General features: G+C 58.7%; 22 protein-coding genes and 3 pseudogenes. 11 read left to right on the top strand and 14 right to left on the bottom strand.

Going from position 1 to position 26,527, the window contains the following annotated elements:
• Positions 1-350: 350 nt before the first annotated feature.
• Positions 351-635: pseudogene (locus HCK86_RS23240) on the top strand (IS66 family transposase); the annotation flags it as partial.
• A gap of 646 nt (positions 636-1,281) precedes the next feature.
• On the opposite strand, the gene HCK86_RS23235 reads toward HCK86_RS23240, so the two are convergent.
• Together HCK86_RS23235 and HCK86_RS23230 are read right to left on the bottom strand one after the other, a co-directional pair.
• A complete protein-coding gene (locus tag HCK86_RS23235; RefSeq protein WP_176086880.1) occupies positions 1,282-2,088 on the bottom strand; it encodes an SDR family NAD(P)-dependent oxidoreductase in 807 nt (268 codons plus the stop codon).
• A gap of 69 nt (positions 2,089-2,157) precedes the next feature.
• Entirely contained in the window at positions 2,158-2,748 is a 591-nt protein-coding gene (locus tag HCK86_RS23230; protein ID WP_176086879.1) for a TetR/AcrR family transcriptional regulator, read from the bottom strand.
• A 148-nt stretch (positions 2,749-2,896) separates the two neighbouring features.
• Between HCK86_RS23230 and HCK86_RS23225 the strand changes: the two are divergent.
• From HCK86_RS23225 to HCK86_RS23215, 3 genes and pseudogenes are all read left to right on the top strand, one after another.
• Positions 2,897-4,017 (top strand): annotated as a pseudogene (locus HCK86_RS23225) (IS3 family transposase).
• An 18-nt stretch (positions 4,018-4,035) separates the two neighbouring features.
• A complete protein-coding gene (locus HCK86_RS24330) occupies positions 4,036-4,140 on the top strand; it encodes a helix-turn-helix domain-containing protein (protein ID WP_210260022.1) in 105 nt (34 codons plus the stop codon).
• Between the two features lie 189 nt (positions 4,141-4,329).
• Positions 4,330-5,292 (top strand): AraC family transcriptional regulator, encoded by a 963-nt coding sequence (locus HCK86_RS23215; RefSeq protein WP_176086878.1) that lies wholly within the window; start codon positions 4,330-4,332, stop codon positions 5,290-5,292.
• Positions 5,293-5,383: 91 nt separating this feature from the next.
• Here HCK86_RS23215 and HCK86_RS23210 read toward each other — a convergent pair whose 3' ends face one another.
• Positions 5,384-7,522, bottom strand: a complete 2,139-nt coding sequence (locus HCK86_RS23210) for a TonB-dependent siderophore receptor (RefSeq protein WP_176086877.1) — start codon at positions 7,520-7,522, stop codon at positions 5,384-5,386.
• Positions 7,523-7,799: 277 nt separating this feature from the next.
• On the opposite strand from HCK86_RS23210, the gene HCK86_RS23205 reads away from it, so the two are divergent.
• The 6 genes and pseudogenes from HCK86_RS23205 (at position 7,800) to HCK86_RS23180 (ending at position 13,700) form a co-directional block, all read left to right on the top strand.
• The gene (locus HCK86_RS23205; RefSeq protein WP_176086876.1) at positions 7,800-8,798 is read left to right on the top strand and encodes an iron-siderophore ABC transporter substrate-binding protein; all 999 of its coding nucleotides are present in this window, start codon (positions 7,800-7,802) and stop codon (positions 8,796-8,798) included.
• Positions 8,798-9,841 carry an iron ABC transporter permease gene (locus HCK86_RS23200; RefSeq protein ID WP_246739746.1) on the top strand — a complete coding sequence of 348 codons (1,044 nt, stop codon included), beginning with the start codon at positions 8,798-8,800 and terminating at the stop codon, positions 9,839-9,841. The genes HCK86_RS23205 and HCK86_RS23200 overlap by 1 nt, the downstream gene beginning before the upstream one ends.
• A gap of 2 nt (positions 9,842-9,843) precedes the next feature.
• Complete coding sequence (locus HCK86_RS23195; protein ID WP_176086874.1) at positions 9,844-10,872, top strand: iron ABC transporter permease; 1,029 nt, start codon at positions 9,844-9,846, stop codon at positions 10,870-10,872.
• Positions 10,869-11,711 carry an ABC transporter ATP-binding protein gene (locus HCK86_RS23190; protein WP_176086873.1) on the top strand — a complete coding sequence of 281 codons (843 nt, stop codon included), beginning with the start codon at positions 10,869-10,871 and terminating at the stop codon, positions 11,709-11,711. Before HCK86_RS23195 ends, HCK86_RS23190 begins: the two co-directional genes overlap by 4 nt.
• Before the next feature lie 4 nt (positions 11,712-11,715).
• Positions 11,716-12,783, top strand: coding sequence for a DUF2218 domain-containing protein (locus tag HCK86_RS23185; RefSeq protein ID WP_176086872.1), 1,068 nt, complete (start codon positions 11,716-11,718; stop codon positions 12,781-12,783).
• Between the two features lie 163 nt (positions 12,784-12,946).
• Positions 12,947-13,700 (top strand): annotated as a pseudogene (locus tag HCK86_RS23180) (IS6 family transposase).
• A 174-nt stretch (positions 13,701-13,874) separates the two neighbouring features.
• Here the strand turns inward: HCK86_RS23180 and HCK86_RS23175 are convergent.
• The 11 genes from HCK86_RS23175 to HCK86_RS23125 all read right to left on the bottom strand — a co-directional run bounded on the left by HCK86_RS23175 (position 13,875) and on the right by HCK86_RS23125 (position 24,712).
• Positions 13,875-14,825, bottom strand: a complete 951-nt coding sequence (locus HCK86_RS23175) for a hypothetical protein (protein ID WP_176086871.1) — start codon at positions 14,823-14,825, stop codon at positions 13,875-13,877.
• Between the two features lie 30 nt (positions 14,826-14,855).
• Positions 14,856-15,632: an amino acid ABC transporter ATP-binding protein gene (locus tag HCK86_RS23170; RefSeq protein WP_176086870.1), complete on the bottom strand. Its 777-nt coding sequence runs from the start codon at positions 15,630-15,632 to the stop codon at positions 14,856-14,858.
• A complete protein-coding gene (locus HCK86_RS23165) occupies positions 15,629-16,423 on the bottom strand; it encodes an amino acid ABC transporter permease (protein ID WP_176086869.1) in 795 nt (264 codons plus the stop codon). Before HCK86_RS23165 ends, HCK86_RS23170 begins: the two co-directional genes overlap by 4 nt.
• A gap of 63 nt (positions 16,424-16,486) precedes the next feature.
• The gene (locus tag HCK86_RS23160; RefSeq protein WP_176086868.1) at positions 16,487-17,323 is read right to left on the bottom strand and encodes an ABC transporter substrate-binding protein; all 837 of its coding nucleotides are present in this window, start codon (positions 17,321-17,323) and stop codon (positions 16,487-16,489) included.
• 239 nt (positions 17,324-17,562) lie between these two features.
• Positions 17,563-18,093, bottom strand: a complete 531-nt coding sequence (locus HCK86_RS23155) for a hypothetical protein (RefSeq protein ID WP_176086867.1) — start codon at positions 18,091-18,093, stop codon at positions 17,563-17,565.
• 17 nt (positions 18,094-18,110) lie between these two features.
• A complete protein-coding gene (locus HCK86_RS23150; RefSeq protein ID WP_176086866.1) occupies positions 18,111-18,542 on the bottom strand; it encodes a cyclophilin-like fold protein in 432 nt (143 codons plus the stop codon).
• A gap of 18 nt (positions 18,543-18,560) precedes the next feature.
• Positions 18,561-19,406, bottom strand: a complete 846-nt coding sequence (locus HCK86_RS23145) for an ABC transporter permease (RefSeq protein ID WP_176086865.1) — start codon at positions 19,404-19,406, stop codon at positions 18,561-18,563.
• The gene (locus HCK86_RS23140) at positions 19,403-20,290 is read right to left on the bottom strand and encodes an ABC transporter permease (RefSeq protein ID WP_176086864.1); all 888 of its coding nucleotides are present in this window, start codon (positions 20,288-20,290) and stop codon (positions 19,403-19,405) included. The genes HCK86_RS23145 and HCK86_RS23140 overlap by 4 nt, the downstream gene beginning before the upstream one ends.
• On the bottom strand, positions 20,287-21,402 hold the full coding sequence (locus HCK86_RS23135) for an ABC transporter ATP-binding protein (RefSeq protein ID WP_176086863.1): 1,116 nt from the start codon (positions 21,400-21,402) through the stop codon (positions 20,287-20,289). The genes HCK86_RS23140 and HCK86_RS23135 overlap by 4 nt, the downstream gene beginning before the upstream one ends.
• Positions 21,403-21,471: 69 nt before the next feature.
• Positions 21,472-22,557, bottom strand: a complete 1,086-nt coding sequence (locus HCK86_RS23130) for an extracellular solute-binding protein (RefSeq protein ID WP_176086862.1) — start codon at positions 22,555-22,557, stop codon at positions 21,472-21,474.
• A 217-nt stretch (positions 22,558-22,774) separates the two neighbouring features.
• Complete coding sequence (locus HCK86_RS23125; RefSeq protein ID WP_176086861.1) at positions 22,775-24,712, bottom strand: LysR family transcriptional regulator; 1,938 nt, start codon at positions 24,710-24,712, stop codon at positions 22,775-22,777.
• Positions 24,713-24,987: 275 nt separating this feature from the next.
• Here HCK86_RS23125 and HCK86_RS23120 point away from each other — a divergent pair, with 275 nt between their 5' ends.
• A complete protein-coding gene (locus tag HCK86_RS23120; RefSeq protein WP_176086860.1) occupies positions 24,988-26,403 on the top strand; it encodes a UbiD family decarboxylase in 1,416 nt (471 codons plus the stop codon).
• Positions 26,404-26,527 lie beyond the last annotated feature (124 nt).

The following is a 26,527-nucleotide window of genomic DNA, read 5'->3' as shown; positions in this document are numbered from 1 at the left end:
GTTTGAAATCGTCACTGAAATTCGATTTGCTCATGGTCGCCTTCTTACCTCATTTTTAGGCAGGAAGGTGTCTACAGTTCCCGGGGCTATTCACATATTGCTCATCTGACACGTGGCGGACCGCCTCAGAATTGACGCGAAGATCGGCAGATTTAGGCCAAATGCCATGTTTATTGAGTAGACGCTAAGTCAATACCAGAACCGAGATTGCGTTCCGGCTTTGCCGCTAAAATTGATATCATTCTCGCAAAGCTCGGGCTGTCGTTTGGAAATCAGTCGGCAGCTATCCCATCATCAGATCAACAGAAAGTTTGCGACGGAACCACCCGCAGCAGACATGGCGTCCAACGAGCGGAGACGAGCTTGCCGCCGAAATGGCTGCTGATGCCGCCACAGCGATCACGGTCACCGGCTTTACGCGCAAGCGGCTGGTCAAGAAACCCTTTCCCGAACATCTGCCGCGTGGCTGGAAGGTGTTTCAGACGGTGCGGGAGAAGTTTACCTGCCGCGACTGCGAAAAGATCAGCCTGTCGACGGCAGCAGACGCTATCGGCGCGTGCTGCCAGGTCCTCGATCCACTGTTGACGCGGATTGAAAGCCCTACATTCGCGTCTGAGCGGATCCATGGCGACGACGGACAGGCCGATAAGGAAAGAAGAATGGCGAGCATCGGAGCGCTCAACATCGTGACGGCCGCAGGCCGGAAGGCGGGACCGACTGCATCGCCGGCAGGGCCTTCATTTTCAGACGCCGAGGGCGGCGGCCTGCCTGAGCGATCGTGACCCGCATGGGTGAATGCGGCCGAGCCCATCGGTGCCATCTCCATCTGTCCACCTCTTCCTTGGTGGAGACATCCTTCACACCCCGTCATCACCGTGATCTGCCCCATGCTGCGCTCCTAAGCTCGCTCATACGAGCACTCTCAAGACCGGTCGTTCACTCACCGGACAAGACGGGGCTCACCGGGTGGGTACTTCAAAGAAGCATTTCTGGCGAAGCAATGCGGGGATGTTTTGTGATGGGCGTCGGACGCAAAGCCCCGCGAGCATGTGCTCGGGATACTTTGCGGTTGGCAGTATTCATGGCTTGGTTGCGGGAGCTCGCAACTACCGATACCGACACTCGCTGACAGTCGCGGTGTGACGCTTGGGCAGCGACGCGCTCAAGCTGGTGAGCGACAGGATCGATGCGACTGTGACGATGATCGTCGGTCCAAAACAAGACCGGCGCCGCCTTACCGGTGGACAACCGCGACCATGTGCATCGCGTGCTGCCGCGGCACTAGAGGCCTAGCATCTGCCGGATCTGCGCGCGAAAACCTTCGGCTCCGAGCGTTTCACGGGCAGCACAGGTCTGTCGCGCCTCTTCCGTAACGAAATACGCTACCTGGCGTTTGCCGTCGGTGGCAGCTTTCCAGACTTCTTCGGCAACGATATCCGGCCGACCGTCTTCCGCGCTGTCTGACGCAACGGCATAGAAGGCATCCGTCTTGGCTGTGAGATCGGCATAGGCCGGATGAGACGAACGATCGGCTGCGTGCAGGAAGTTCGTCTTCATCGAACCTGGGACTATGAGCTTTATGAAGAGCCCTTCCGGCAACTCATAGGCAAGGCTTTCCGCCCAGCCAACCAGCCCGAATTTCGTGGCGGCATACAAGCTGATCAACGGCATACCGACATAACCGGCAGTCGACGCGGTGACGAGAAAACCACCGTGCCCCTGTTCGCGCAAGCGCGGCAGGAACGCTTTGACGGTGCGGATCGGGCCGAGCAGATTGGTTTCGATCTGCCTCGCAATCTGATCGTCGCTGGCCACTTCGAGCGGACCGCCCAACGCATAGCCGGCATTGGCAAAAACCAGATCCACTGGCCCATATGCGAGGGCTTCGTCAGCCGCACGTGCAATCTGCTCTGGCTGCGTGACGTCGAGCGACAGAAGCTTGACGCCAGCAAGGTTGCTTAACTGGCTTGCACTCTCTGATCCGGCGCGCACACCGGCAAGGACGGTCCAGCCGCGCTCGGCAAAAAGCTGCGTGGTAGCGCGGCCGAGACCCGATGAGGCGCCGGTGATAAAGATAGTCTTGGTCATATCTGCTTCCTATTCATAAGATAACGATCGTTCATTATTATCGCGCAAAAATGCGACCCAGGCGGGTGATCAAGCCGCTATAGCGCTCCAGCACAGGGCAATGATTTCAGAAGTACACGCCTCCAGATGTGCGGCACTGTCATCCATGGAGCGGCGCGCAGATGCCTGCAGCCCGCCCGCAAGAAAGGCAATCAACATCTCGGTCGGCGCATCCTTGACGATACGCTCGGCCTTGCCCTGCTCAAGCAGTCTCACCAAAGGGCGCATGGCCGTTGCGGTGGTGGAGCTTACCCTGTCTTTCCAGCCCGGCGCCGCCTCAATCTGATCGAGAAAGACAAGTTCCTGGGGATGAGAGCGGCAATAATGAAGGTAGTTTCGGCACGCGGTCTCGATGGCAAGCCGCACCGGCAATCCGTCTTCCGGACAGACCAGACCGGCGAAACCCAACTTGACCTGCGCGTAGAGCGCCTCGAGCAGCGCTTCCTTGCCCGTGAAATACACATACACGGTCCCGGTCGAAAACCCACTGCGCCGAGCAACTGCGTCAACCGAGAGGCCGGCCAACCCGCCCTGCGCGATTTCGCCTAGCGCTGCCTCCAGCAGAGCTTCTCTCTTCATTTCGTCACGTTGTCTCGCCATGGCCAAATATTGAACGATCATTATTTTATTGTCAATGTCCGCGGTGCAGCCCCGACTGAGTTTGAAGGGGCACTTGCGGGAGAGGGCGAAATCCTACGCTAAGCACTGACCTGCCACTGCGAATTTGCTCCAGATTGGACTAGAGCCCGGCCCATTGAGGACGGATATGATGAAGAAGCAGCGATTTACAGAGGAGCAGGTTATTTTGGTGCTGAAGGAGCAAGAGGCGGGCGCGAAGGTTGCTGACTTGTGCCGCAAGCACGGGATTTCAGACGCGACCTTTTATAACTGGAAAGCCAAATGCGGCCGCATGGAAGTGTCCGAGGCGAAGCGGCTGAAGGCGCTCGAAGAGGAGAATGCCAAGCTGAAGAAGCCGCTGGCCGAGCAGATGCTGGATGTGGCTGCCCTTCGCGAGCTTCTGTCAAAATAATGGCAGGGCCTGCCAGATTGTATCGGCTGATCGCAAGATGATCCGCTATCGGTCCTGCCGACCACCGGAGACAGCGTTGCGAGCAAAATTGCGCGACTTGGCCAATGAGCGCCGGCGCTTCGGCGATCGGCGTTTGTTTATCCTGCTTCGGCGGGAAGGAGAGCCGTCCGGCGTCAACCGCATCTACCGGCTGTATCGGGAGAAAGGCCCTTCCGTTGGCAGGCGCAGAGCCATGCGGCGTGCCGTGGGCACACATGCGCCGATCCTGGTCGAAGCCAAGGCCAATGCCCACTGGTCTCTGGATTTCGTCCACGACCGGTTCGCCTGTGGACGGCGATTTCGGGTGCTCAACGTTGTGGATGATGTGACGCGTGAATGTCTGGCGGCACACATCAATCTCGGGACGTCGCGTTGCCCGAGAACTGACAGCGCTCATCGAACGACGCGGCAGGCCCGGCATGATCGTTTCCGACAATGGCACGGAACTCACCTCGAATACGATCCTCGCCTGGTCGAAGGACCACAAGGTCAAGTGGCACTCTATCGCGCCGGGAAAGCCTATGTGAGACAAGGCTATGCTGAGTCCTTCAATGGCCGGATGCGCGACGAATTGCTCAACGAAAGTCTGTTCCTCGGCCTCGATCACGCTCGCAGCGCCATTGCCGAATGGGCCGACGACTATAACAATTTCCGGCCAAACCCGTCGCTCGGAGACCAAACCCCGGCAGTCTATGCCGGGACCATCGCCGCAACCGGCTCCAACGCTGCGCAAGATGAAAGCTACACGTGTCCGCCGGTTGCTACCACCCCGCCATTTTGGCGTAACAGAAAACGCCGGACCTCTTGTCGCAGCCGGATGAAAGTTCAGCGGCGGGTCAATGGCGCCGTTGCTTGGATATTCGGAAATCAGCGCTTTTTCGCGTGCATTCAGACGCTGGTTCGGAGTCAGCCCGCGAACATGGCGCCAGAGTTCAGACAGGTGATGATATATGGCGCTCCAAAGCCTGATGATGGATTTTGACCTTTATCAGGCGTCGCTGGCAGGCCCTGCGCAACGAATGAGATCTTGCTCATAAAAAAAGATGAGTTTAATAGTCTTGTTTATTGGCGCGCATCACTATTCTAAAACAACGTGTCGAAGCTATCTGATGATTTGAGGAACGTTCTGTCGCATGGGGTATCAGCATACCATGATTTGCCAGACCGAGGGCATTTATCCGATCGCGCCGGTCAAGTGGCGTGGTCTCGATGGCCTTATGAGTGTCTACTGGGATGCTGAGGGCCATGCCGGTGCAAGTGCCTATTATCTCTCTCCTGACCCGCGCATCGTCGTTTTTTTCAATGATGTGTCTTCGCATATAGAGATGTCAAACAGTCATCGAACGCTTGATACACAAGCACGACCGATGACCCGCGCTGTCTATGTTCCTGCAGGCACGCCACTGTGGACCAGGTTCACGAAATGGCACCGGTTTTCGCATCTGGACCTGCACCTGCATGAAGACCGTTTGCTGCGCTTCCTCGTACCTTCGGTCGGACCGTCTGCGGCGCGATCGATCTTGCGCCGACCGGTCGAAATAGAAGACGTCGGCCCTGTAGACACGCTGGCACGGATGATTGTCGATGAGGTTGCAACGCCAACGCGACATGCGCTCTTTGCTGAGAGCCTCGTTGGCAGCGTGGTAACGGCTCTTCTCGACTTCCCCCCCGAGGCTGGCAAGCAGAGCGCCAGCGGAAGGCTCACCCAGGCACAGATGAACCGACTGATCAAACGATATGATGCCTGCGGCAGTGGCCGGATGACCATCGCAGAAATGGCCGGGACGATCGGCCTTTCGGAAAGCTGGTTTTCAACGGCCTTCAAGCAGACGACGGGCAAAACACCGCTACAATGGCAGCTGACGAAGCGTATTCAGCGTGCGCAGGAACTGCTCCACGGGACCGGTCTCAGTGTCGCTGACGTTGCAGCCCAGCTTGGTTTTTCCGATCAAGCCCACCTGACCAAGGTGTTCCGGCAGGTTACCGGAGATACTCCGGCCGCATGGCGGCGCATGTCTGGCAAAGCCGCTATCGAAAGGAAGCCTACAGCATCGGCCCGAAAATCGGAATCGATTTTCGGAAAGCACGATGCGTAGACTCAATGGTTTAGGGCGTCCCTTGTGCATCCGAATGGATGTACGGCGCTCTAGCCGAAATCACTTCGGATAGGCCGCCTTTCAATGATTGTCACCAGGTCTGGCGCAATGTTGCATAGACCGCACGACCCTGATTGTACCAATCGGCGCCGTAGCCGCCATAGGCGACGTATTTCTCGTTGAACAGATTGGTCGCGTTGACCTGGAAGCTCGTGTTCTCGGCCACCTGATAGGTGAATGCCGCATCAAAGGTGATATTCGGGTCGGAAGACACAGTATTATCCTCGCCAAAATAATAGGAACTTTGATAGCGCGCGCCGAGACCAAACGTCATATCGCCACGGTTGCCTTCACCCTCCCATTTGTAATCCACCCACAGTGAGGCCACGTTATTGGGAACGAAGGCAAGCTCGTTTCCGACGTTGCCACCCGTCCCGTTTTCCACGATATCCGACATCATGTAGGAATAGGCGGCGGTGAGGCTGAAATTATGCGGAAGCTCGGCCTTTGCCTCGAGATCGAGACCGCGAACGCGCGCCTCACCGATCGTTTCCTGCATGTTTGTGACAGGATTTGTGACGGTGATGTTGTTCTTGTCGAGGTCGTAGATTGAGGCACTGAACAGGGCAGGGAACGCCAGTGGCGCATATTTCACCCCGATTTCATATTGTTCGCCGCGTTCGGGTTCGACGCCGATCGTCGGTGGTGCGACAGATTGGGCATAGCTGACATAGGTAGAGACCTCGTCCGTGACCCGGTATGTCAGGGCGCCACGGCCTGTGAACTCACTGAAATCGCCGGAGGTAGCGGTATCCGTCAGCTGATTGAGGCTTTTCAGGTCGAGCCAGTCATTCCGCAGGCCGACAGATGCGATCAGCTTGTTGTAAAAGGTCATCTCTTCCTGAGCGTAGAGCGACGTCGTTTTCTGATCACTTTTCGTGCTGGCATAAGGGCCGGAATAGGTCGGCCCACCGGAATACACCGGGTTGGTCCAGTCAATCCCCGGGGCAACGTCATAATAGCTGTCATTCGTGCCGGAATAGGTCTCATATTGCAGACCAGCCAGCGTTCGGCTGTCGACATTCGCAAATGACGTATCATACTGGAAATGCGCATCCATGACGAAATCGTCATAGTCTGTGGCATTTCCATAATAGTATCGGTCGGCGATCGTGTCGCCATTGTCGACCGGCTCATAGACATAGGCATAACCAAAGCCGGTCTCGGCACTGGTATAACGCGCCCTTGAGCTGAAGGTCAGGCCCGATCCGAAATCATGGTCGAACATCCATGTGACAGTGTTGCGGGTGACGTCATTGTAGTTGTAATCCGGTTCTCCGAGAAAGAAGCTGCGATCAAAGTCCGAGCCGATCGGATGGCCGCCGCCGCCAGGTGTTGCGTCGGTATCGAGGTAGTCGTAGATGAGCGTCATCTCGGTGGCATCATCGAAACGCCAGGTCAGACCGCCCATAATGAAGCTCTCGTCATCGTTGGAATAGTCATATTCGGCATCGGAATTCTGGAATTTGCCGGTCAGACGATAGGAGAGAGTGTCATCGGCCGTGACATTATCGCCGAAGTCGAAACCAACCTCCGCATGGTCAAATGAACCGCCGGTGATATAGGCTTCTCCAAAGCGCTCGCTGCGCGGCTTCTTGGAAACATAATTCACCGTGCCACCGGGATCGGAAACACCGAAGATGGTCGAATCCGCACCTTTCAGCACTTCCACGCGCTCAAATGCGTATGGTTCTTCACGAACGCCGCCAAAGGGATCGCCAAGCGGCAGGCCATCGCGATAGGCATAGGCATCAAATCCACGAATCTTGAAATAGTCGAAACGGTCGTCGGAACCGTAAAAGTCAGTCGTGACGCCCGCTGTATAATCGAGAACCTGCTCGACCGTCTGTGCGTCACGCAGCTCGATCTCCTTTGAGGTGATCACCGAAACCGAAGCGGCCGTGTCGAGAAAGTCGGTAGCCAGCTTGCCGCCACCAGAGTTGCCAAAAGCGACGATAGAGGTTGCATCACTGTCACCATAACCGTCCAGACTGACCGTAACTGGCTCAAGCACGGTAACCTCAGCGGAATCGCCATTGACTGACGTCGTCTGCTCTTGGGCATTCGCAGCTACGCCGCTTGCTGCAAGCGCCGTGCTGCCAAGAAGAACAGCGACCCTGCAGCACGTCAGCGAAGACCTGAGTTTTTGATTGTTGATAGAATGATCCATGTTCAGAACCCAGAAATTATCGTCAACCCGATCGACAGTTCTGCTGGAGTGCAGCTATGCCTCGGATAATTGGCACGGCTTTCAGCCCGGCATTTACTGCCATATTCGAAGCTCCATTAACCTGACAAATTAGGTCAGGTATTGTAGATTTTTGCAATTTTGTATGATCCCCCTGCCAATTCGACCACGGCAGCCAATCCTCCAGACCAAGCAGCTTGACCGGTACCTATAAACATGAAAACAAAAGTCAACTTTTAAGCATTGAAAGAGGTGGTTCATGCTACGCTTGCGAGACCTGTCCCGGTTTGTTGGCGTTGCGTTGTTCACGACATCAGCAACCCTGTCCGCTCATGCCGGAGAGCGCCTGCCCCAGCCCATCATCATCAAGCATGCGTTCGGAACGACGGTCATCAGCCAAAAACCTGACCGCGTGGCAGCGGTGAACTGGGGCAATCACGAGGTGCCGCTGGCGCTTGGCATCGTGCCTGTCGGCTTTGCCGCGGCCAATTTCGGCGATGATGACGGGGATGGTCTTCTGCCCTGGGTCTCCGAACGGCTTGATGATCTTGGTGCTGAAACGCCCGTCTTGTTCGATGAAGGGGATGGTATCGATTTTGAGGCCGTCGCTGCTGTCCGGCCTGACGTCATTCTTGCCGCCTATTCGGGCCTCACGCGCGCTGATTATGAGACGCTGAACCAGATCGCACCTGTGGTCGCCTATCCGCAGGCCCCATGGTCAACGAACTGGCGAGATACGATCCGCCTCGACAGTGCCGGGCTCGGCCTTCCCGAAGAAGGAGAAAGGCTGATCACCGGGATTGAAGGCGATATTGCTCAGGAAGTTGCCAAATATCCGGAACTCAATGGCAAAAGGGCGATGTTCATCACCCATCTTGATCCGACCGATCTCAGCGTCATCAATTTCTATACGACCCATGATACCCGCGTGCAGTTCTTCGACGATCTCGGACTTGAAATGCCGGAGAGCGTTACGGAGGCATCAAAAAACGGAAGCTTTGTCGGTCAGGTCAGTGTCGAGCGCATTGATGCATTTGATGATGTCGATATTCTGGTAACGTATGGCAATAATCTTCTTTTGCAGGCGATGAAGCTCAATCCACTCTTCCGCCGCATGCCCGCCGTGAAAAACGGAGCGGTCGTTCTGCTTGATCGTGGTCCGCTTGGTACAGCTGCCAATCCGACGCCGCTTTCCATCTCCTATGTGCTCGATGATTATGTCGGCAAGCTTGCCGATGCCGCCAGAAAATCTGAATGATGCAACCGGTAACAAGCTCTCTTCCATCAGCGCGCGCAGCCTTTGACCGTCTCTGCCACAGCCGGCTCTTTTGGCTGGCTGCCATAGCTGGCAGCGTGGCTGTCTTGAGCCTGGCATCCCTGGCTTTCGGTGCGCGGGCAATCACATTGCCAGATATTCTCGCAGCCCTATCCGGCCATGACGGGACCATAGGCGCCGCTGTTGTCGCCATGCGGATACCACGTACGCTGCTTGCCATACTGGCTGGTGCAGCGCTCGCGCTTTCCGGTGCTCTCATGCAGGCCATGACCCGCAATCCGCTCGCCGATCCCGGCATATTCGGTGTCAATATGGGGGCTTCACTGGCGGTGGTTATCGGCGTGGCGTGGTTCGGCATAAGCTCGTCGGATGCCTATATCTGGACAGCGATATTCGGCGCAGGCATCACGGCTCTCTTCGTCTACATCATAGGCTCTCTCGGTCGTGGCGGACCAACACCGCTGAAACTGACCCTCGCAGGTGCAGCAACCTCCATCGCATTCGCATCGCTGGTGATCGCCGTTGTGTTGCCGCGCGGCGATATCGCCGGTGGTATACGATCCTGGCAAATCGGCGGCGTCGGTGGTGCCACATTCGAGCGCATCATACCTGTTCTGCCGTTTCTACTTGCCGGTCTTTTGCTGGCGATGATTTCGGCGCGCAAGCTGAACGCCATGGCACTGGGTGATGAGCTTGCCGCTGGTCTCGGCGAAAACGTGGCTGTCGGGCGTGGCATTGCAGCACTTGCAGCCGTCCTGCTTTGTGGCGCCACAACTGCGATCTGTGGTCCGATCGGTTTTGTCGGCCTGGTTGTTCCGCATATCTGCCGCCTGCTGGTCGGCGTCGATCATCGCTGGCTTCTGCCGTTCTCCGCTCTGGGCGGAGCATCGCTGCTTCTGGCAAGCGATATCTTCGGACGCCTCGTCGCCCGGCCGGGCGAGGTCGATGTCGGCATCGTTACTGCGCTTATTGGTGGACCATTCTTCATCTGGATTGTCAGGCGTCAGAAGGTGCGGGAACTGTGACCATGTCGACGCTGCAGTCAATTGCTAAGACCAGAGGCAGCCGGGCGTCACAGCGCAGGCGCATACTCACGATTTTCGTGGTTTTGCTGCTGGCGCTTGCTGCCATCACCCTGATGCTGGGACAAACCTTCACACCGCCTGTCGATGTGATCCGCGTTCTGGCAGGTCAGGACGTGCCTGGCGCCACATTCACAGTCGGCGCACTTCGCCTTCCGCGCGCCGTGCTTGCCGTCCTCGCCGGAATGAGCTTCGGGCTCGGCGGCGTCACCTTTCAGGTCATGTTGCGCAATCCGCTGGCCAGCCCGGATATTATCGGCATCAGCTCTGGCGCAAGTGCTGCTGCAGTCTTCGCCATCATCGTGCTATCGCTGGACGGGCCGGTTGTCTCTGTGTTCGCCGTTGCTGCCGGTCTTGGCGTGGCATTGCTGGTCTATGGCCTGTCTTCTAAGAACGGCATTGCCGGAACGCGCTTGATTCTCGTTGGCATTGGTGTTGCCGCAATGCTGGAAAGCATCGTGGCCTACATCCTGTCGATGGCGCCGATGTGGGATCTGCAGGAGGCTATGCGCTGGCTGACCGGCAGCATCAACGGTGCACGTCTCGATCAGGTCTGGCCGCTGGCGATCAGCCTTGTTCTTTTCGGTGGCGTCTTGCTGAGCCGCGGTCACGATCTCGAAGCCTTGAGACTGGGAGACGACGTCGCCACAGCGCTGGGAGTCGATGTGGCTCGCACCCGCCTTGCGGCCATTATTGCCGCAGTCGGGTTGATTGCAATCGCCACGGCGGTAACGGGCCCGATTGCCTTTGTCGCCTTCCTCTCCGGCCCGGTTGCCGCGCGGATCATCGGCAATAACGGGTCACTGCTGATACCCTCGGCTCTCGTCGGTGCCAGTCTGGTTCTTGCCGGTGATTATGCCGGGCAGTTTCTGTTGCCGGTGCGTTACCCGGTGGGCGTTGTCACTGGTGCTCTCGGCGCCCCCTACCTTATTTATCTCATCATTCGGGCCAACAGAGCCGGAGGTTCGCTTTGAACAGACATTCCCTCAGAGCCGAACAAATTGTCGCGGGCTATGGTGAAAAACGCATTCTTGAAAACCTGAGTTTTGAAGTCCCTGATGGAAAGATCACCGCTATCGTCGGCGCCAATGCCTGCGGCAAGTCGACCCTGCTGCGCACACTTGCCAGATTGCTTACGCCCAAACATGGTGAGGTTCTGCTTGATGGCAAGGCGATCCACAAGATGCCGACGAGGAAGCTGGCGCAAATGCTGGGGCTGCTGCCGCAGTCGCCGCTGGCCCCGGAAGGTATCACTGTTGCCGATCTCGTCAGTCGCGGTCGCCACCCGCATCAGGGCATGTTTTCCCGCTGGACCAGGCAAGATGACGAGGCAATTGCCGCAGCACTCGACACGACGGCTACGGCAGAACTGGCCGACCGGCCGGTTGACGAGCTTTCCGGGGGGCAGCGGCAACGGGTCTGGATTGCCATGGTACTGGCGCAACAGACCGACATTCTGCTGCTTGATGAACCGACCACCTTTCTCGATATCAGCCACCAGATCGAAGTGCTGGATATCCTGACCGATCTGAACCGGCGGAACGGAACCACCATCGTCATGGTACTGCACGATCTGAACCTTGCCGCCCGTTATGGCGATCACCTGGTCGCCATGCGCGCCGGTGCCCTGCATGTTGCAGGCGCGCCTGAAAAGGTGCTGAGCGAAGCCCATATCCGCGATGTGTTCGGTCTCGAAAGCCGCATCATCACCGATCCGGTTTCCGGCAGGCCGATGATGCTGCCCATCGGCCGACACCGCAGCACCGAAAATCCATTTTCATCCGAGGAAAGAAGACAGAGAGAGGATATATAGATCTATGAATGATACACTCTCATTCCAGCTTGCGGGCGTGGCCCGGACCAGCAATGCTGGCCCTCTTCTCGATCGGCTTTGCGACCATTTCTCGGAACAAGCGGATGTTCAACGGACGGGCGATCATGTCCGCTTCGAAACCGAGTTCGGCCTTGCCGACATTGTGCTTGAGGAAGGCAGCCTGAAACTCGCTGTTGTGACCAAAAGCGCTCAAACGCTGCAATTAGCGCACACGATGCTGGCGGAACATCTTTACTACCTCTCTGGGGAAAGTGACCTTGAACTCACATGGTCTCAGCCGCCCGCGCGCAGCGTCCCCGTCAATCTCCACGAGGTACAGGTTGTCTCGACAGAAGCCGTGACGCCGCATATGTTGCGCGTCAAATTTTCCTGCGAAGATGTCACGCCGTTTATCGGCGGCAATATTCATGTTCGTCTGCTGATCCCGCCGAAGGAACGCGAACCGGCCTGGCCTGTTGTCGGCCATGATGGACGGATCAAATGGCCGGACGGGGATGACGCACTTCTGGTGCGCGTCTACACAATTCGCTTTGTGGATGTTGAAAAGCGCGAGCTCTGGGTCGATTTTCTGCAGCACCCGGCGTCCGATATCGTGACGCCTGGGGCTGACTTTGCCCGCAATGCAAAGCCCGGGGATCGCGCCGCATTTCTGGGGCCTGGCGGCGGCGGCATTCCTGAGGCCGAACAGATTTTTCTGGCTGGCGATGAAGCTGCTCTGCCCGCCATTGCGCGCATTGCCCTTGAAGCGCCTGTCGGCAGTCACCTGAAGGCGATCATCGAGGTCGAAAATGAAACCGAAGAGCAAGCGATCGAAAGCGCCGCCGATCTCGATATTTGTTGGCTTCATCGTGCGTCCGCAAATGGCACCAGCCGCCTGGCATGCGCAACACAGGAAGCGATCGCGGCTACCGATGCCGAGACGTTCATCTGGGTTGCTTGCGAGCGAACTGATATCAAGGGTATTCGCCAGCTGTTGAAAGACCGGCAGCATGACCGCAAGAAAACATATGTCGCCTGGTATTGGGAACGCTCTTCGTCCGCAGCGTCCTGACGACGGACAAGATCGCCCGGCGGACCATGGGCATCGCCCGAATGAATAGGGCTCTGTTGCAAAAAACAGCTGGCAAGGAAAACGGGCCTGTCGCATTTTTTTGGTAGACGTGCCGTTGACTACAACGGTGGAAATTTCGCTCCCTATGTAGCGGAGCGTAGCCATGATTCTGAATGCCATTGCCGAGACGTTGAAGCGCCAGTCAAAGGATGATTTTAAGGGGCGACATTTCGAGGCATGGCTGATCATGCAGGCGGTGACCTGGTATCTGCGTTACCCGCTCAGCTATAGAGATCTCGAGGAGATGTTCCGCGAGCGCGGCTTCGAGGTCGACCACAGCACCATCAATAGGTGGGTCCTCGCCTATGCGCCTGTCATCGAAAAGCGGCTGCGCCTGTTTCGCCGACCGCATTGTGGCTCAGTCAGGATTGACGAGACCTACGTCAAGATCCGGGGCATGTGGCGATACCTGTACCGCGCCATCGACAAGCACGGAAACCCGATCGACTTCTTGCGCACGGCTAAGCGCGATCTCGACGCCGCCAAAACGCTTCTTCCGCAAGATGCTCAAGGATGAGCCGCAGCTATCGCCGGGGAAGATCGGGACTGATGGCGCCAACACGTTTCCGTCAACGATCAAGACGGCCGTCGATGATGGGCTCTTGCATCCGAACCCGGTTCATTATGTCACCAAGCATCTTCAGCAAGGCATCGAGAGCGATCACTTCCGAGTGAAAAAGAACATGCCCAAGATCGGCGGCTTCCAGTCATTCAAAATGGCGCGCCGGACGATCGCCGGGTTCGAAGCGATATTGTGGCTGCGCAAAGGCTTCGGATTTTCCGGCGAGTGGACCGTCAACGACCAGAATGACCTGATCGGTCGCCTCTTCAGACTTCAAAAGGTTAACAAAGCGTGAAAATGCCACCGTGTGCTGGGTAGTCTCAGCCTTCTGAGAGGTTTGCGACAAGCCCTCCGGGCGCAACGTGATGCGGCTGCAGGCCACACCACGTCTTCAGCAGGGCTGCTGTGTGGCAGCTCTGCTGGCGCTCCGGAACATGCAGAGCGTGCGCCAAAACGACACGGAAAGGCGCTAGATCTTCTCGACCGTCAGCCAGATCAGCGCCTTGGTGGTGTAGTTTGCATCCCAGACCTTCTCGCCAAGGGAGCGGATGCCGGGAAGATATTCCGGCAGGATCTGGCCAAGAACGGGAGCGTAGAGGTCTTCCGTTGTCGGCCCATACTGGATGATCAGCTTCTGCCCGGTGTTCTGGGAATAGCGCATCCGGCCGAAGGGCGCCTCACGGATCATTTCACGCCAGTTCACGGGTGCCGTCGACATGATCGGCGTCCAGGCATACATCGATTCTCCGGTCACCACCGCGTGTTCCTGGGTCACGCGAAACGGCAGGCCCGCCAGGAAATCGGCGCAGAGTTCGGGATTGTCCCGAGTCGCCAGTTCGGCCACGGCCGAAATGCCCAGCGGCTCCCAGGTCATGCGAATGTAAAGATCGCCAATCGAGCCTTTCTTGAAGCTGTTGCCGGTCTCGTAATATCGTTCGTCACGCTCCGGCACGCTGTCGTAGCGGAACTGTTCGCCCAGAGCCCAGGGGAAATAGTGATGTGACCAGGAGTTCAGCCGGTTCACATACCGGTTGAGCGCGATGAGCCCAGCAGCAATATCGGCAACACTTGCCACGACAAAGGCATCCTTCAGCGCAGCGGCGAAGTCACCGAGCTTGCGTACACCGGAATAACCGAGATAGGTCGCATAGGCAGGGCTGAAGGCGGCAAACATGCCTGCAAGTGTCCTCGCATCATAATCGCCGGACTGGGCCATGCGGATCATCGGGTAAAGCGTGTAGCCGGCATAGTCCCGCATCATCCCGGCATAGATGTCGAGGGTGGCAAAATACTGGCCGAAGGATCCGGCATTGTCGCCATGCTTGCCGGTGCGCACCAGACGCATCTCCTCCGGTTCGAACGAAAGCGCTTCCGCAATAGCGGCCTCGATTTCCGCAATGATTTCCTGAACCTGTGGCATTGTTACTCCTTTTGTCATGCAAGGGCCGCGTCAGGCGATTTTCGAGAGAAAATCGCGGGTGCGGCTGTTTTCCGGATCGGTGAACAGTTTCTCGGGCGGGGCGGTTTCCACGATGCGCCCCTGATCGAAGACGACGACGCGATCGCTGATTTCGCGCACGAACCGCATCTCATGGCTGACGGCGATCATCGTCATGCCTTGGCTGGCAAGATCGCGGATGACGGAGACGACCTCGCCGACCATTTCCGGGTCAAGCGCGCTGGTCGGTTCGTCGAACAGGAAGATCTTGGGGTTCATCGCCAGTGCCCTGGCGATGGCGACACGCTGCATCTGCCCCCCCGAAAGCGAACCTGGATAGCTGTCGATCTTGTCGGCCAGGCCGACGCGCGCGAGCAGCTCACGCCCACGCGCCTCCGCCTCGTCGCGGTGCATTCCCAGCACCCTGACGGGCGCTTCCGTGACATTGCCGAGCGCGGTTCTGTGCGGGAAAAGATTGAAACGCTGGAAGACGAAACCGATCGAACGGCGGGAGGCGGCGATCTTTTTTTCCGGCAGGACGCGCATGGTGCCATCCGGCCGCGCCTCGTAGCCGACAAAGGCATCATCAACGAGAATGAAGCCGCTGCTGATCGGGTGGAGGTGATTGATGCATCGCAGAAAGGTTGTCTTGCCCGAACCGGAGGGGCCGATGATGGCGACCACCTCGCCGCGCTTCACATCCAGTGAAACATCCTTGACGATGGCATTGCTGCCGAAACCGGCAACGACATTCGAGCATTCAACGATGACGTCTGAGGAATGGCTCATGCGCCTGCGGCTCCCATGGCAAGGGTCTTCCCGCGTCTGGTGCCGTATCGCCGTTCGATCTGCATCTGAATCAGGGTCCAGACACCGGTCAGGAACAGGTAATAGACGGACACGCCGAGATAGACCTCGAATGATTTGTAGGTTGCCGACTGCATCTCTTCGGCGATGCGGAACATTTCCGGCACGGCGATGACGCTGAGCAGCGAGGTGGTTTTCAGCATCTGGTTGAACTGATTGCCCAGCGGTGGAATGATGACGCGGATCGCCTGCGGCAGGATGATGTGCAGCATGGTCGTCGCCGGTGTCATGCCAAGCGATTTGCTGGCCTCTTCCTGCCCCTCTTCGATCGACAGGATTCCGGCGCGGATGATCTCGCTCATATAGGCTGCTTCATGCAGGATGAAGGTCACGATGCCGGCCACCAGCGCGCCGGATAGCATGAGTGGACCAAGCGGGATATGCGGCGGAAAGAGATCGAAGCCGCCGAGGAAATACGGCAGGCCAAAATAGATCAGCACAAGCTGGACCAGCACGGGTGTTCCGCGAAACAGGAAGATGTAGACCTGATTGACGGTGCGGAAGAGATGTGACCGGCTGAGGCCGGCAACCGCCAGCGCGCCGCCCAGAAGCACCCCGCCGATCTGCGAAAGAATGGCGGCAATCACGGTGAGCATCATGCCCTTGAGCATGATGGGCGACGGCTCGAAGACGAAGTGAAGGAAATAGGCGGTGTCGAAATTTAGGCCACGACCGCCGCCGCCGCCGAAAAAGGCGTCAAGGAATCCAGACATTTCTCTGCTCCAGACAGGCGACGGGCCGGCGGCTGGCCGACCCGCGACCGGGTCGCTCAACAGTTATTGGCAGGGGTTATCGGTGGTGCAGACGGACAGACCCGCACCGACGCCCCATTTGTCGATGATGGCCTGAAGCTTGCCATTGGCGGCCATGTCATCGAGTGCGGCACGGAAGGCATTGGCGATATCGACATCCTGTTTCGCGACGATGATGCCGAGCGTAGCCGGGGGCACCGGCGTGCCGCCAATCTCGAAACGGCCGTCGCTGCGGCTCATGAAATAGGACAGCACCAGCGTATCCGAGACCATCGCGTCAACACGGCCGAGATCCAGTTCCTGGAAGGCCGTGGTGTTGCCGGGATAGGTGGCAATCTCCATTTCCGGCTTACCGGCGGCGGCAAGCGTTTCATTGGCTGCCTTCAGGCGGCGCTCATTGGCGCTGCCAAGCAGCACGGCGACGCGCTTGCCGGCAAGGTCTTCGAAAGTGGAGAGGTTGTCAGGGTTGCCCTTGGGCACCAGAAGGCCGGACTGAACCGACCAGTAATCGACGAAATTATACTTTTCGAGCCGCTCCGGGCTTTTCGAGGTCGAAGCCATGATGCCGTTGCAATTGCCCGAATCGAGTGCGGGGAAAATGCCGGAAAAGGCGACATTGAACATTTCGACCGGCAGACCGAGCTCATCGCCAATCCCCAGCAGCATGTCATAGGCGACGCCTGTCGGCGTCTGGCCATCCTCGGCGATATATTGGCTCGGAGGGCTTTTCAGATCCGAGCAGAAAATGATCTTACCCTGATCCTGCAGTTTCTGCGGCACGGCGATATCCGCGGCGGATGCATGTACGGCGCCAAGTCCCGCGATCGCGGAAATACCCAGCATTGCCAGCCAGTTCTTCATGTTCAGACCTTCCCGATGGTAGCTGTTCCGTTTATCTGCCCACCCGGCTTCTGCCGGGCCCGGCCCTGGCCGGTCTTGGGTGGTCCGATGATGGGACGCGGCCGTTTTCTTGGGCATCCCAGAAAACTGGAAGCCGCCGATATCGTTTTTCGAACGAAACCCGGAGGAGCGCAGGCGGCAAACAAAAACGCACGCCGAGGGGCGTGCGTCATGAAAAAGCGATGGAGCCTGGTGGCGTCTTAGGCGTTCACTGCCTTCATCCGCTCGGAAAAAGCACCGAATTCAGCCGGGTCGTGATGCGGAAAGGCGACGCCGAGGTTCCAGGGAAAGTAGAAATGGATCCAGCGATGCATGCGGATGATATAGGTCATCATGACACCGGTCAGTGCGATGAATTCCTCACGGCTTTCCAGTTCATCCATGGCCGCAATGTAGCGATTGCCGAAATCATGCAGCTGGTGCAGCCCAAGATCGCCGATGAACTCGAACACATTGAAGGGCTTGTGAACGAAGGCGCGGACGGTGGCCCGCAGCTGATCGATTTCCAGCGTCTCGTCATGGGCCAGCCGGACGAAGCGGAAGAACACATTGGCGCCGAACAGCATGAGAAAGCTCTCCAGGTGCACCATGACGCTGAAGACCTGACCGCCGCTGCCTGCACCCGTATCCATGACACCGCGCCTGAGCTTTTCGACCTCGAGCGGCTCGACGAGCCAGATCGCGTCGATCTCGGCTTCGAGATCGCTTTTCAGTTTCTGCCAGTCTTTCATGATCTTTTTCCTTGTGTTCAGGCCGCAAGCCATTCGAGCCGGGCAACCACCGACACCCGGCGCGGCTGCTCCACCGTCATCTTCCAGACAGCCTGTCCGAGCTTTTCCAGCGCGTCGAAATCTTCTTCGCTCACCATGCCAAACTGGTTGACCACGGCGGTTTCGGTCACATGGCCATAGGTCATGCAGATCGACTGGCCCGGTGCGTTGATATAGACCGAGCCTTTCTGGCGCTGCACCATCCTGGGTTCGCCAAGATAGACGAGACGCGACGGCAGCCAGATCCCCTCCCCCGACACAACCACATGTCCCATCGGGCTTGTCAGCGGCAACTGGCCGGCGACGGCATCGACCAGTTCGGGGTTGCGTTCCGGTTCTAGACCGATCCTGAGGCGGATGTTGAGAGCGTCAACGGTGAGGCTGAGCCCCGTCCTTCGTGTATGGGTCATGGTCAATCGTTTCTCTGGTTATTTCTGTTTCTGCATGCCGAGATTTCGCGCCAGCTGGTCGAAGTTCATCAGCTTGTTGAGGACAAGCATCACCGCTGTCGTGGCCACGATCATGATGGTGGCGAAGACCGAAGCGATCGGGTCGTAGGTCTCCGACAGATAGGTGAAGAAGCGCATCGGAAAGGTCACGACATTGGTGCCGCCGATGAAGTTGATGATCACCGCCTCATCCATGACCGACACCACAGCGAAGATGGCGGCGGCGAAAATGCCCCGGACGGACAGCCTCAGCGTGGTGTCGCGGAAGGCGCGCGCCGGACTGGCGCCAAACACCTGCGCGGCATTTTCAAGCGACATGTCCGCACTTTGGAACGAGCCGATCAGGCTGCGCACGACGAAGGGCAGAATGACGATCGCATAGACGAGGAAGACGGCTGTCAGCGTTCCGAGCAGTCCGAGCCAGGCGATCACCGGAAGCGCGGCAAAGCCGATCACCACATTAGGTACGAAGAGCGGCATCAGCGCATAGCCTTCAAGCAGCCGCCGGCCGCCGAAACGCCCGCGCACGATCGGCAGGGCAACCAGTACGCCGATCACCAAGGTAAAGGCGGTGACGGTGACCGCGAGCAGCGCACTCGTGCCCAGCGCCGAGAAGAAATCGGTTCGCGCCATGGCGGCATGATACCAGCGCAGTCCGAGCCCTTCCGGCGGAAAGGCAATGACACCGCCAGCCGTGAAGGAGGTGGCCACCACCACCAGGATCGGCAGCACCATGAAGGCAAGTCCGATGGCAAAGGCAATGGTCAGCGCCAGTCGGGCGGGTGTGAGGCGGCCGCGCTGCGACCTGATTGCGGGACCGTTCATCGACGCCACCTCCGTCCGCTGAGAAGGGCAAGCAGGATGCTTGAAAAAGCCATGCTGACGACCAGAAGCTGGATCGAAAGGGCGGCCGCAAGCGGCCAGTTCCCGCCGATCGAGCCGAAGCCGACCGAGACGCGCTGGATGACCAGGCCGGACATGGAGATCTTGCCGGCGCCAAGCATGGCGGGGACGATGAAAGCCGCGATGTTGAGCGCAAAGCCGAACAGCAGCGATGTCACGACGCCGGGCATCGACAACGGCAGCGTCACGGTGAAGAACGTCTTCGCCGGCGTCGCCCCGCAGACGGCGGAGGCATGTTCGAGATTGCGCGGCAGGCCTTCGATCGATGCCAGCATCGCCAGTATCATGTAAGGAAGGGGCGCATAGACCAGGCCAATGATGACGCCAGCTGTCGTGCCGACCAGCGACACCGGCGTGTCGGTCAGGCCAAGAGCGAACAGCAGCTGGGCAACGGGCCCGCTCTGCTGCAGCAGGATCTGCCAGGCGAAGATCTTCACCACGAAGGTGACGAGAAAGACCGAGACGACAATCGCGATGAAGAAACCTTTCAGCCGTCCGGCATAGCGGGCGATGAAGAAGGCCATCGGATAGGCGATCAGGGCGGCAATCGGCGTGGCAATCAGCGCATAGACGACACTGAGCACGATCGCGCGGGAATAGAGTGGCGATGTCGAGGCCTTGATATGGTTTGCGAGGCTGAAGCCTGGCTCGAACAATGCGAAGACGGACGGCTTGAAGAAGCTGATCACCACGAGAAACACGAGACAGGCACCGAAGATCAGTCCCATGGGTAGTCCGGCGATGGCGTAGAGCGGAGAGGCGGCAAAGTGCCGGGACCGTTTTCCGCTGCGTCGGATGCCGCTCATTTGCCGCTCTCCGTATCCAGAATGTGAATGCCATCTTCTGGAATGGCGATGGCGAGAAGCTGCCCGTTGCGCAGGCCGTGGCGGCCATGCGCCACGGCGAGAACCGGCTGGTCATAGCCGGTCACCGCAAGGGTGAGTTCATGGTAGGCGCCGCGATAGACCATGCGCTCGATCCTGGCTTCGAACCGGTTCTCGTGTCCCTCAGACGCATCGATCAGGATGGTCTCCGGCCGGATCATCAGCGTGACGGGCCCCGGTCGATAGCTTTCCGGGGCCGGTGTGATGTACCGCCCATCGCCGAATGAAAAGCGCCCGCCCTCGCCAAAGCCGGTTACGAGATTGACATTGCCGAGGAACTGCGCCCCGAAATGGCTGCGCGGATTTTCATAGACCGTGGTCGGCGTGCCCAGTTCCTGAACAATGCCGCCATTCATGATCGCAAGCCGGTCCGACATCGCCATGGCCTCGCCCTGATCGTGGGTGACGTAGAGCATGGTCATGCCGAGACGCTTCTGCAGGTCGGAGATTTCGATGCACATCTGCTCACGCAGCTTGGCGTCGAGATTGGAGAGCGGCTCGTCAAGCAGCATGACGCGCGGACGCGATGCCACGGCCCGGGCAAGGCCGATACGCTGCTGCTGACCACCGGAAAGTTCGCCGGGAAAGCGCCGCATCATCTGGTCCATGCCGACCATTTCAAGCGCCTCGCGCACGGCCGCCCTGCGCCCGGCTTCATCGACGCCGCGCATCTTCAGGCCATAGCCGACATTTTCATCGACGGTCATGTGGGGAAAGAGAGCATAATTCTGAAACACGACGCCGATGTCCCGCTTATGGGTGGGCATGCGGGTCACGTCCCGATCGCCGATCATGATCGTTCCGTCATCCGGTTCCAGAAGCCCCGAGACCAGTCCCAGAATGGTTGTCTTTCCGCAGCCGCTCGGGCCGATCAGCGAGAAGAACTCACCGGGTCTGATCGCCAGGGAAAGGCGGTCGAGAATGTTTCGCGTTCGATCATAGGAGAAGGTGATGCCGGTCAGCTCAATGGCGGCTGGAAGCGCGGCAGAGGCCTGGCCTTTGGTGAAACCGGTATTGCGGGACAGACGGGTCAAAGAGATATTCCCTGATGCGGCGTGAAGAGATGGACCGCCGCCGACAGCTGCGGCGGCGGTCGGTCCCGGTTACTGAACCGAGGCGTAGAACAGCTCGGCGATGTCCTGGTTGATCGGGGTGATCTTGTCCCAGGGCAGGCTGACGAGATTGGAGATAGCCGCCTGCCCGAAGGTGACCTTGCCAACGAGGTCATCGCCAAGCTGAACTGTTGAATTGGATGGCGCGTAGAAGCCGGTTTCGGCACAACCCTTCTGCGCCGCCGGGCTCAGAATGTAGCCGATCAATTTTTCCGCCCAGTATTTGTTGGGGGTCTTGGTGACCATCGCTGTGGAATCGATCATCGTCGCGCCTTCCTTCGGCGCAGCGAAAGCGATGGGAAGCCCCGTCTCCTTGGCGAAGTTGGCTACCTGCGTATCGGTCCAGACGCCGAGGGCGACATGGGCATCGGAAAAGGCGGAACGGGTCGTCGCCGTATTGGTCGCAATCGATGACAGCTTCGGCTTCAGATTTTCCTTCAGCAATGTGCCGACCTGATCGTAGTCACCGATGGTTTCGGGCCATGTTCCGTTCAGGCTCTTGGCCATGATCGCCATCCAGGCAACGGTGTTCTGCGCGTCGGGCTGGCGCACCACGATCGTGCCGGGCGTGTCGGGCGAGACCAGATCGAACCACGATGTCGGCGGCGTCTGCCACTGCGTGGTGTCATAGGCAAGACCGAGCGACGAGAAGTTGACGACCACGCCGTCGGAGTGCTTGGCAATGTCGTAGACATCGGCAAGTTCGGGAATGACCTGCGGATCAAGATCGACGATCAGACCCTGGGCTGCAGCAATCTCGCGCTGGACCGAGCCGCCGACCAGAATGTCGACTTCCGGATTGTCGCCTTCGGCCTGCAGCTTGGCCAGCGGCGGCGCGGAGGTCAGCAGCTCGACCTTGATGCCCGTATCCTTTTCGAAGGGGTCGGCCGAAAACGTGCGGATGCAGGCCTCAAACGGACCGGACCAGACATTCATGACAAGCTTTTCGGGCTTGGCCGGAACATCCTGCGAGAAGGCCGGCGCGATGACACTCATCGAAAAAACCGAAGTGGCGACCAGCAGCCCGAGACCATGGTGGCCGGCCAGCCGGAGGCCGGACGGAGAGAATCCATTCATTGCGTTTTCCTTTTTACTGTTCCCTTGGTCTGCTTTTCTGCTCCTGGCTCTAGAGCCCGTCGCCACAGACGAGCGACAGGCCGTTTTGCACGGCTTTCATCTCGCTCCGTTGGCCTGCCCTGCAGACAGGAAGGAGTAGACGTGGCAACGGCGTTTTCGAAAACCTAGGAAAAACTGAAGTGATCGATATCGAAATCCGAACAGTCGAAATGACATGTCAGATCGCTGTCTGCATCACGGCCGCGCCACCCATGCCGTCTGCGGCCATCAGATCGGTTCCGACAAAATGGCTGCTTCTTTCGTGAAACGCAGCGCGCAGATGTTCGACCAGCGCGCGTTCGATGTCGGAAAGACTGCGCTCGGTCGAATAGATCAGCATGAGATGTCTGAGGCCAAACTGCTCGACGATCGGCGTGGCAGTGACCCGGCCGGCATTCAGATCGGCGCGCACGGAGGATGACGGCAGGATGGTGCAATAAGGCGCTTCGCGCAGCATGGCGATCACCAGCGGCACAGAGCCGATCTCGAGCACGGATTCCATCGTCAGGTTCTGGCTGCCGGCGGCCTCGATCGTGGCGGCATGCATGCTGAGATTGCGCGGTGCGAGGATCAGCGGCAGGCGGCATATCTCTGCCAGCGCGATCTGCTTGCGTCCGCCAAGACCGAGCCGGGGATTGGCAACAAGCATCAGTTCCTCGCTGCGGCCGATACTAATGCGCGCCATCTGTGGCTGAACCTTGCCGACAATGGCGAAATTCAGCATTTTGCGGCTGACCCCCTGATGCAGTTCCGCACTCGACCCTTCAACCACGTTCAGCCGGATTCCGGCATGTTCCGAGGCAAAGCGGGTCAGCGCGCGGGCCATGCCCGTGGTCATCAGGCTGTCATGGCCGGAACTGGGCAAAAGCCCGATCGTTATGCGGCCCTGGCTGCTGGCGGCGATGTTCTGGCGTTCCAGATACAGCCGGTCGATGCCGCTTTCGATAAGCTGGGCGTGGACCCGCAGGCGGTTGGCAAGAGGCGTCGGCTCAAGTCCGCCTTTCTGTCGCAGAAACAGCGGCTCTTCCGTGGCCTGTTCCAGTTTGCGGATCTGCATAGACATGGCCGGCTGCGCCACCTGCTCGCTGCGCGCGGCAGCGGCTATACCGCCACAGGTGACGGTCAGGTTGAAATATCGCAGCTGACGGCAGGTCAGCTTCGGCTGAAACAGCACGGCTCTCTCTTCCGCCTCCAGATGCCGCCGCAGCATGGCGACAAAGGCTGTCGCTGAGGGATCGCCGCCATGCGTGACCGCGACATCCATATCGGCAGAAAGCGCTGGCATATGCGGTCTGACCTCGACGCCACCCATGCCAAGCCGCTTCGCCAGCATCGCCTGTGGCAACAGAAAACGCGTATCCGGTCTGCTGACGATCAGGGCTGGCAGCATGACCGGGCGCTCCTCCAGAAAGCGCAGGCGGTGCTTGTAGCCGTTCATCTCGGCATGGGCGACGATCGTCTGGACCAGCGGCGCCCCCATATTCATCACCGACAAGGTTTCCGTTGCACCTGCCGGCGCGGAGGTCTCTTTCTGCCCTTCCGCCTGAGCACCCGCAATCACCCAGTGATCTGTGAAAAGCCTTGCGATGGCTGACGTGGGGCGCGCGGTGTCGTCCCCGCCAAGTTGATAGCCAATAATCACATCGGGGACCTGAAGCCTGTCGGTGCGATCCGTGGCCGGGGTCCAGCGGAAATCGGGCTCATTGTCGAAACGATAATCAACACGAATATTCGGATAGCGCTGTCGCATCTCGGAAACGGCGTGGCTGAGCGCCTTTGACACAAGGCCGATGGAGAAGTTGAGCCTGAGATCGACCCTAAGGACACGAATGTCCTTCGCATCCTGATAGGCCAGGCTCCGGGCATATTCTTCTTCCTGCAGGATTTTCAGCGCCCATTGATAAAGCCAGCCCGCCGTCGGCAGGAGATAGAGATGCCGGCCGACCCGGCGGAACAAGTCAATGCCGAGCTGCTGTTCCAGCGCATGCAGGCTGGAGCTGAGAGAGGATGTTGCAAGGCCGAGCGTTTCCGCGGCACGTGTTACCGTCGCGCTCTGGCAGGTGAGCACGAAGTTTGCCAGATGTCGAAAGTCGAGGCTGGGCACACCTTTCGCCATACGTCACTCCATCGAAATATGATGGCCGTTAACCTAATCTCACCTTTTTGATTGGTCAATTAGCAAGCATTTTTACCATTTGCACAAAATTTGTGCACTTTTTAGCTGCATCATTCGAAAGACTCGCCAAAAAGACGGTACCCGCGGCCGCAGATTTTCTACATTCGTTCAGTTTTTTCTATGGGCCTGTTCGAGATTTGGACGCTATCCATGTCTCGATGGCACAGCATAATCGGGCGTCATAACTGCTATTCAATGGGAAAGAAGAGCGTAAGATGCTGGCGCCAAAGCTCAAGAAACTGTCCTTCCTGCCCGAGCCGCGATCCAACAGCGATCAGTCCTGCCGGTCCTTGCTCTCGCAACTGCGGGTGCGCAGCGAGCTTGTCGTCATCGATGAACCGGTGGATACGCGTTTTGAGATTTCGGCCCTGCTATCGCTTGCCGACAGCCGTGCCGCTGTTCTCGTGAACGCGGTCACCGGTTACGACATGCCTGTCTTCGGCAACCTTCTTTCGAACCGCGACCGCATTGCTCTTGCGCTCGGCATCCCGGTCGATCGCATTCAGCAGACCCTGGTTGACGCCATTTCCCGGCCGGTCGCGCCGGTTCTCGTCAGGCAGGCCCCCGTTCAGCAGCATCTGGTTGAAACCGACATCTTCGCCCGTCTCCCGGTCCCGACTTTTTTCGAGCACGAAACCGGGCCTTATATCACGGCGGGTATGATCATTGCCCGCGACCCCGATACCGGTCGCGGCAATGCCTCCTTTGCCCGCCTCAAGATTCTGGACAAGGACCGCGCGATGATCGGAATCGCGCCCAACCATCACCTTGCGATCATGGCCGGAAAGGCTGCGGCAGCGGGCAGGCCCCTGGACATCGCCGTCGTTCTGGGTGCGCATCCGGCCATCCAGCTCGCCGCCTGCCTCTATCTGGGCCTTGGTGATGATGAGATCGAATGTGCGGGCGCGCTCCTCGGTGAACCCGTGCGCATCACCCCGGCCCGAACCATCGATCTCTGTGTGCCGGCCGACGCCGAGATCGTCCTTGAGGGACAGATCCATGTCGATCAGCGGGTCAAGGAAGGTCCGGTGTCCGAGTATCATGGCATGTATGAAGATTATGGCGACGGCTTCCTGGTCAGCTTCAACTGCATGACATGTCGCGATGATGCCATGCTGCAGGTTATCGAGCCGGGTTATCACGGCGAACACAGTTCTATCGCTGGCGTGCCGATCGCCGCCGGCCTGAAGGCGCAGCTTGACCGGGTGATGCCAAATGTCGGAGCGGTTGCCGTCACTGCTGCGGGAAGCGGCCGAACCAACGTCGTTGTCCAGCTTGACCACCCGCGACCGGGCCAGGCCCGCCGTGCCATGGCATTGTGCTGGGGCATGGTCAGCATCATCAAGAATGTCACCGTCGTCGACAGCGATGTCGATCCCTGGGATCTTGATGCCGTCGAACGGGCCAAGCTGAACCGGATGAAGGCAGAGCGCGACGTGCTGATCATCAGGGATCTTCCGGCCGACCGCTCCGAAGCTCTGGAAAAGACCGGAATGGTTGCCAAGATCGGCTATGACGCGACGATCAGGCCTGACGATCGCAGCCAGGGTTTCGAACCCGCCCGGCCGCCGCTGCACTGCCTTCAACGCATGGGCGCGCTCCTGTCACGAGCCTGCCCGGATCTGTTCTAGCGCAGGCTCGCCCTCCTCTCCTTCCCTCTCTTCATCCCCCATCTCAAAGGACTACACATGAGCACTATCATTCTGGACGGCGACAATCTGACGATCGAGCAGGTTGTTGCGGTTGCCCGCGAAG

Origin of the sequence: Martelella sp. HB161492 (assembly GCF_013184775.1) — a bacterium.
Classification (GTDB): domain Bacteria; phylum Pseudomonadota; class Alphaproteobacteria; order Rhizobiales; family Rhizobiaceae; genus Martelella.
The sequence above is the reverse complement of the archived record's forward strand: the minus strand, read 5'-3'. Positions and strand labels throughout refer to the sequence as shown.

Coding starts and splice junctions, on each gene's coding strand:
- HCK86_RS23235 (WP_176086880.1), bottom strand. CDS start 2,088: ATGACCAAGACTATCTTTATCACCGGCGCCTCATCGGGTCTCGGCCGC.
- HCK86_RS23230 (WP_176086879.1), bottom strand. CDS start 2,748: ATGATCGTTCAATATTTGGCCATGGCGAGACAACGTGACGAAATGAAG.
- HCK86_RS24330 (WP_210260022.1), top strand. CDS start 4,036: ATGGCGCCGTTGCTTGGATATTCGGAAATCAGCGCTTTTTCGCGTGCA.
- HCK86_RS23215 (WP_176086878.1), top strand. CDS start 4,330: ATGGGGTATCAGCATACCATGATTTGCCAGACCGAGGGCATTTATCCG.
- HCK86_RS23210 (WP_176086877.1), bottom strand. CDS start 7,522: ATGGATCATTCTATCAACAATCAAAAACTCAGGTCTTCGCTGACGTGC.
- HCK86_RS23205 (WP_176086876.1), top strand. CDS start 7,800: ATGCTACGCTTGCGAGACCTGTCCCGGTTTGTTGGCGTTGCGTTGTTC.
- HCK86_RS23200 (WP_246739746.1), top strand. CDS start 8,798: ATGCAACCGGTAACAAGCTCTCTTCCATCAGCGCGCGCAGCCTTTGAC.
- HCK86_RS23195 (WP_176086874.1), top strand. CDS start 9,844: ATGTCGACGCTGCAGTCAATTGCTAAGACCAGAGGCAGCCGGGCGTCA.
- HCK86_RS23185 (WP_176086872.1), top strand. CDS start 11,716: ATGAATGATACACTCTCATTCCAGCTTGCGGGCGTGGCCCGGACCAGC.
- HCK86_RS23175 (WP_176086871.1), bottom strand. CDS start 14,825: ATGCCACAGGTTCAGGAAATCATTGCGGAAATCGAGGCCGCTATTGCG.
- HCK86_RS23170 (WP_176086870.1), bottom strand. CDS start 15,632: ATGAGCCATTCCTCAGACGTCATCGTTGAATGCTCGAATGTCGTTGCC.
- HCK86_RS23165 (WP_176086869.1), bottom strand. CDS start 16,423: ATGTCTGGATTCCTTGACGCCTTTTTCGGCGGCGGCGGCGGTCGTGGC.
- HCK86_RS23160 (WP_176086868.1), bottom strand. CDS start 17,323: ATGAAGAACTGGCTGGCAATGCTGGGTATTTCCGCGATCGCGGGACTT.
- HCK86_RS23155 (WP_176086867.1), bottom strand. CDS start 18,093: ATGAAAGACTGGCAGAAACTGAAAAGCGATCTCGAAGCCGAGATCGAC.
- HCK86_RS23150 (WP_176086866.1), bottom strand. CDS start 18,542: ATGACCCATACACGAAGGACGGGGCTCAGCCTCACCGTTGACGCTCTC.
- HCK86_RS23145 (WP_176086865.1), bottom strand. CDS start 19,406: ATGAACGGTCCCGCAATCAGGTCGCAGCGCGGCCGCCTCACACCCGCC.
- HCK86_RS23140 (WP_176086864.1), bottom strand. CDS start 20,290: ATGAGCGGCATCCGACGCAGCGGAAAACGGTCCCGGCACTTTGCCGCC.
- HCK86_RS23130 (WP_176086862.1), bottom strand. CDS start 22,557: ATGAATGGATTCTCTCCGTCCGGCCTCCGGCTGGCCGGCCACCATGGT.
- HCK86_RS23125 (WP_176086861.1), bottom strand. CDS start 24,712: ATGGCGAAAGGTGTGCCCAGCCTCGACTTTCGACATCTGGCAAACTTC.
- HCK86_RS23120 (WP_176086860.1), top strand. CDS start 24,988: ATGCTGGCGCCAAAGCTCAAGAAACTGTCCTTCCTGCCCGAGCCGCGA.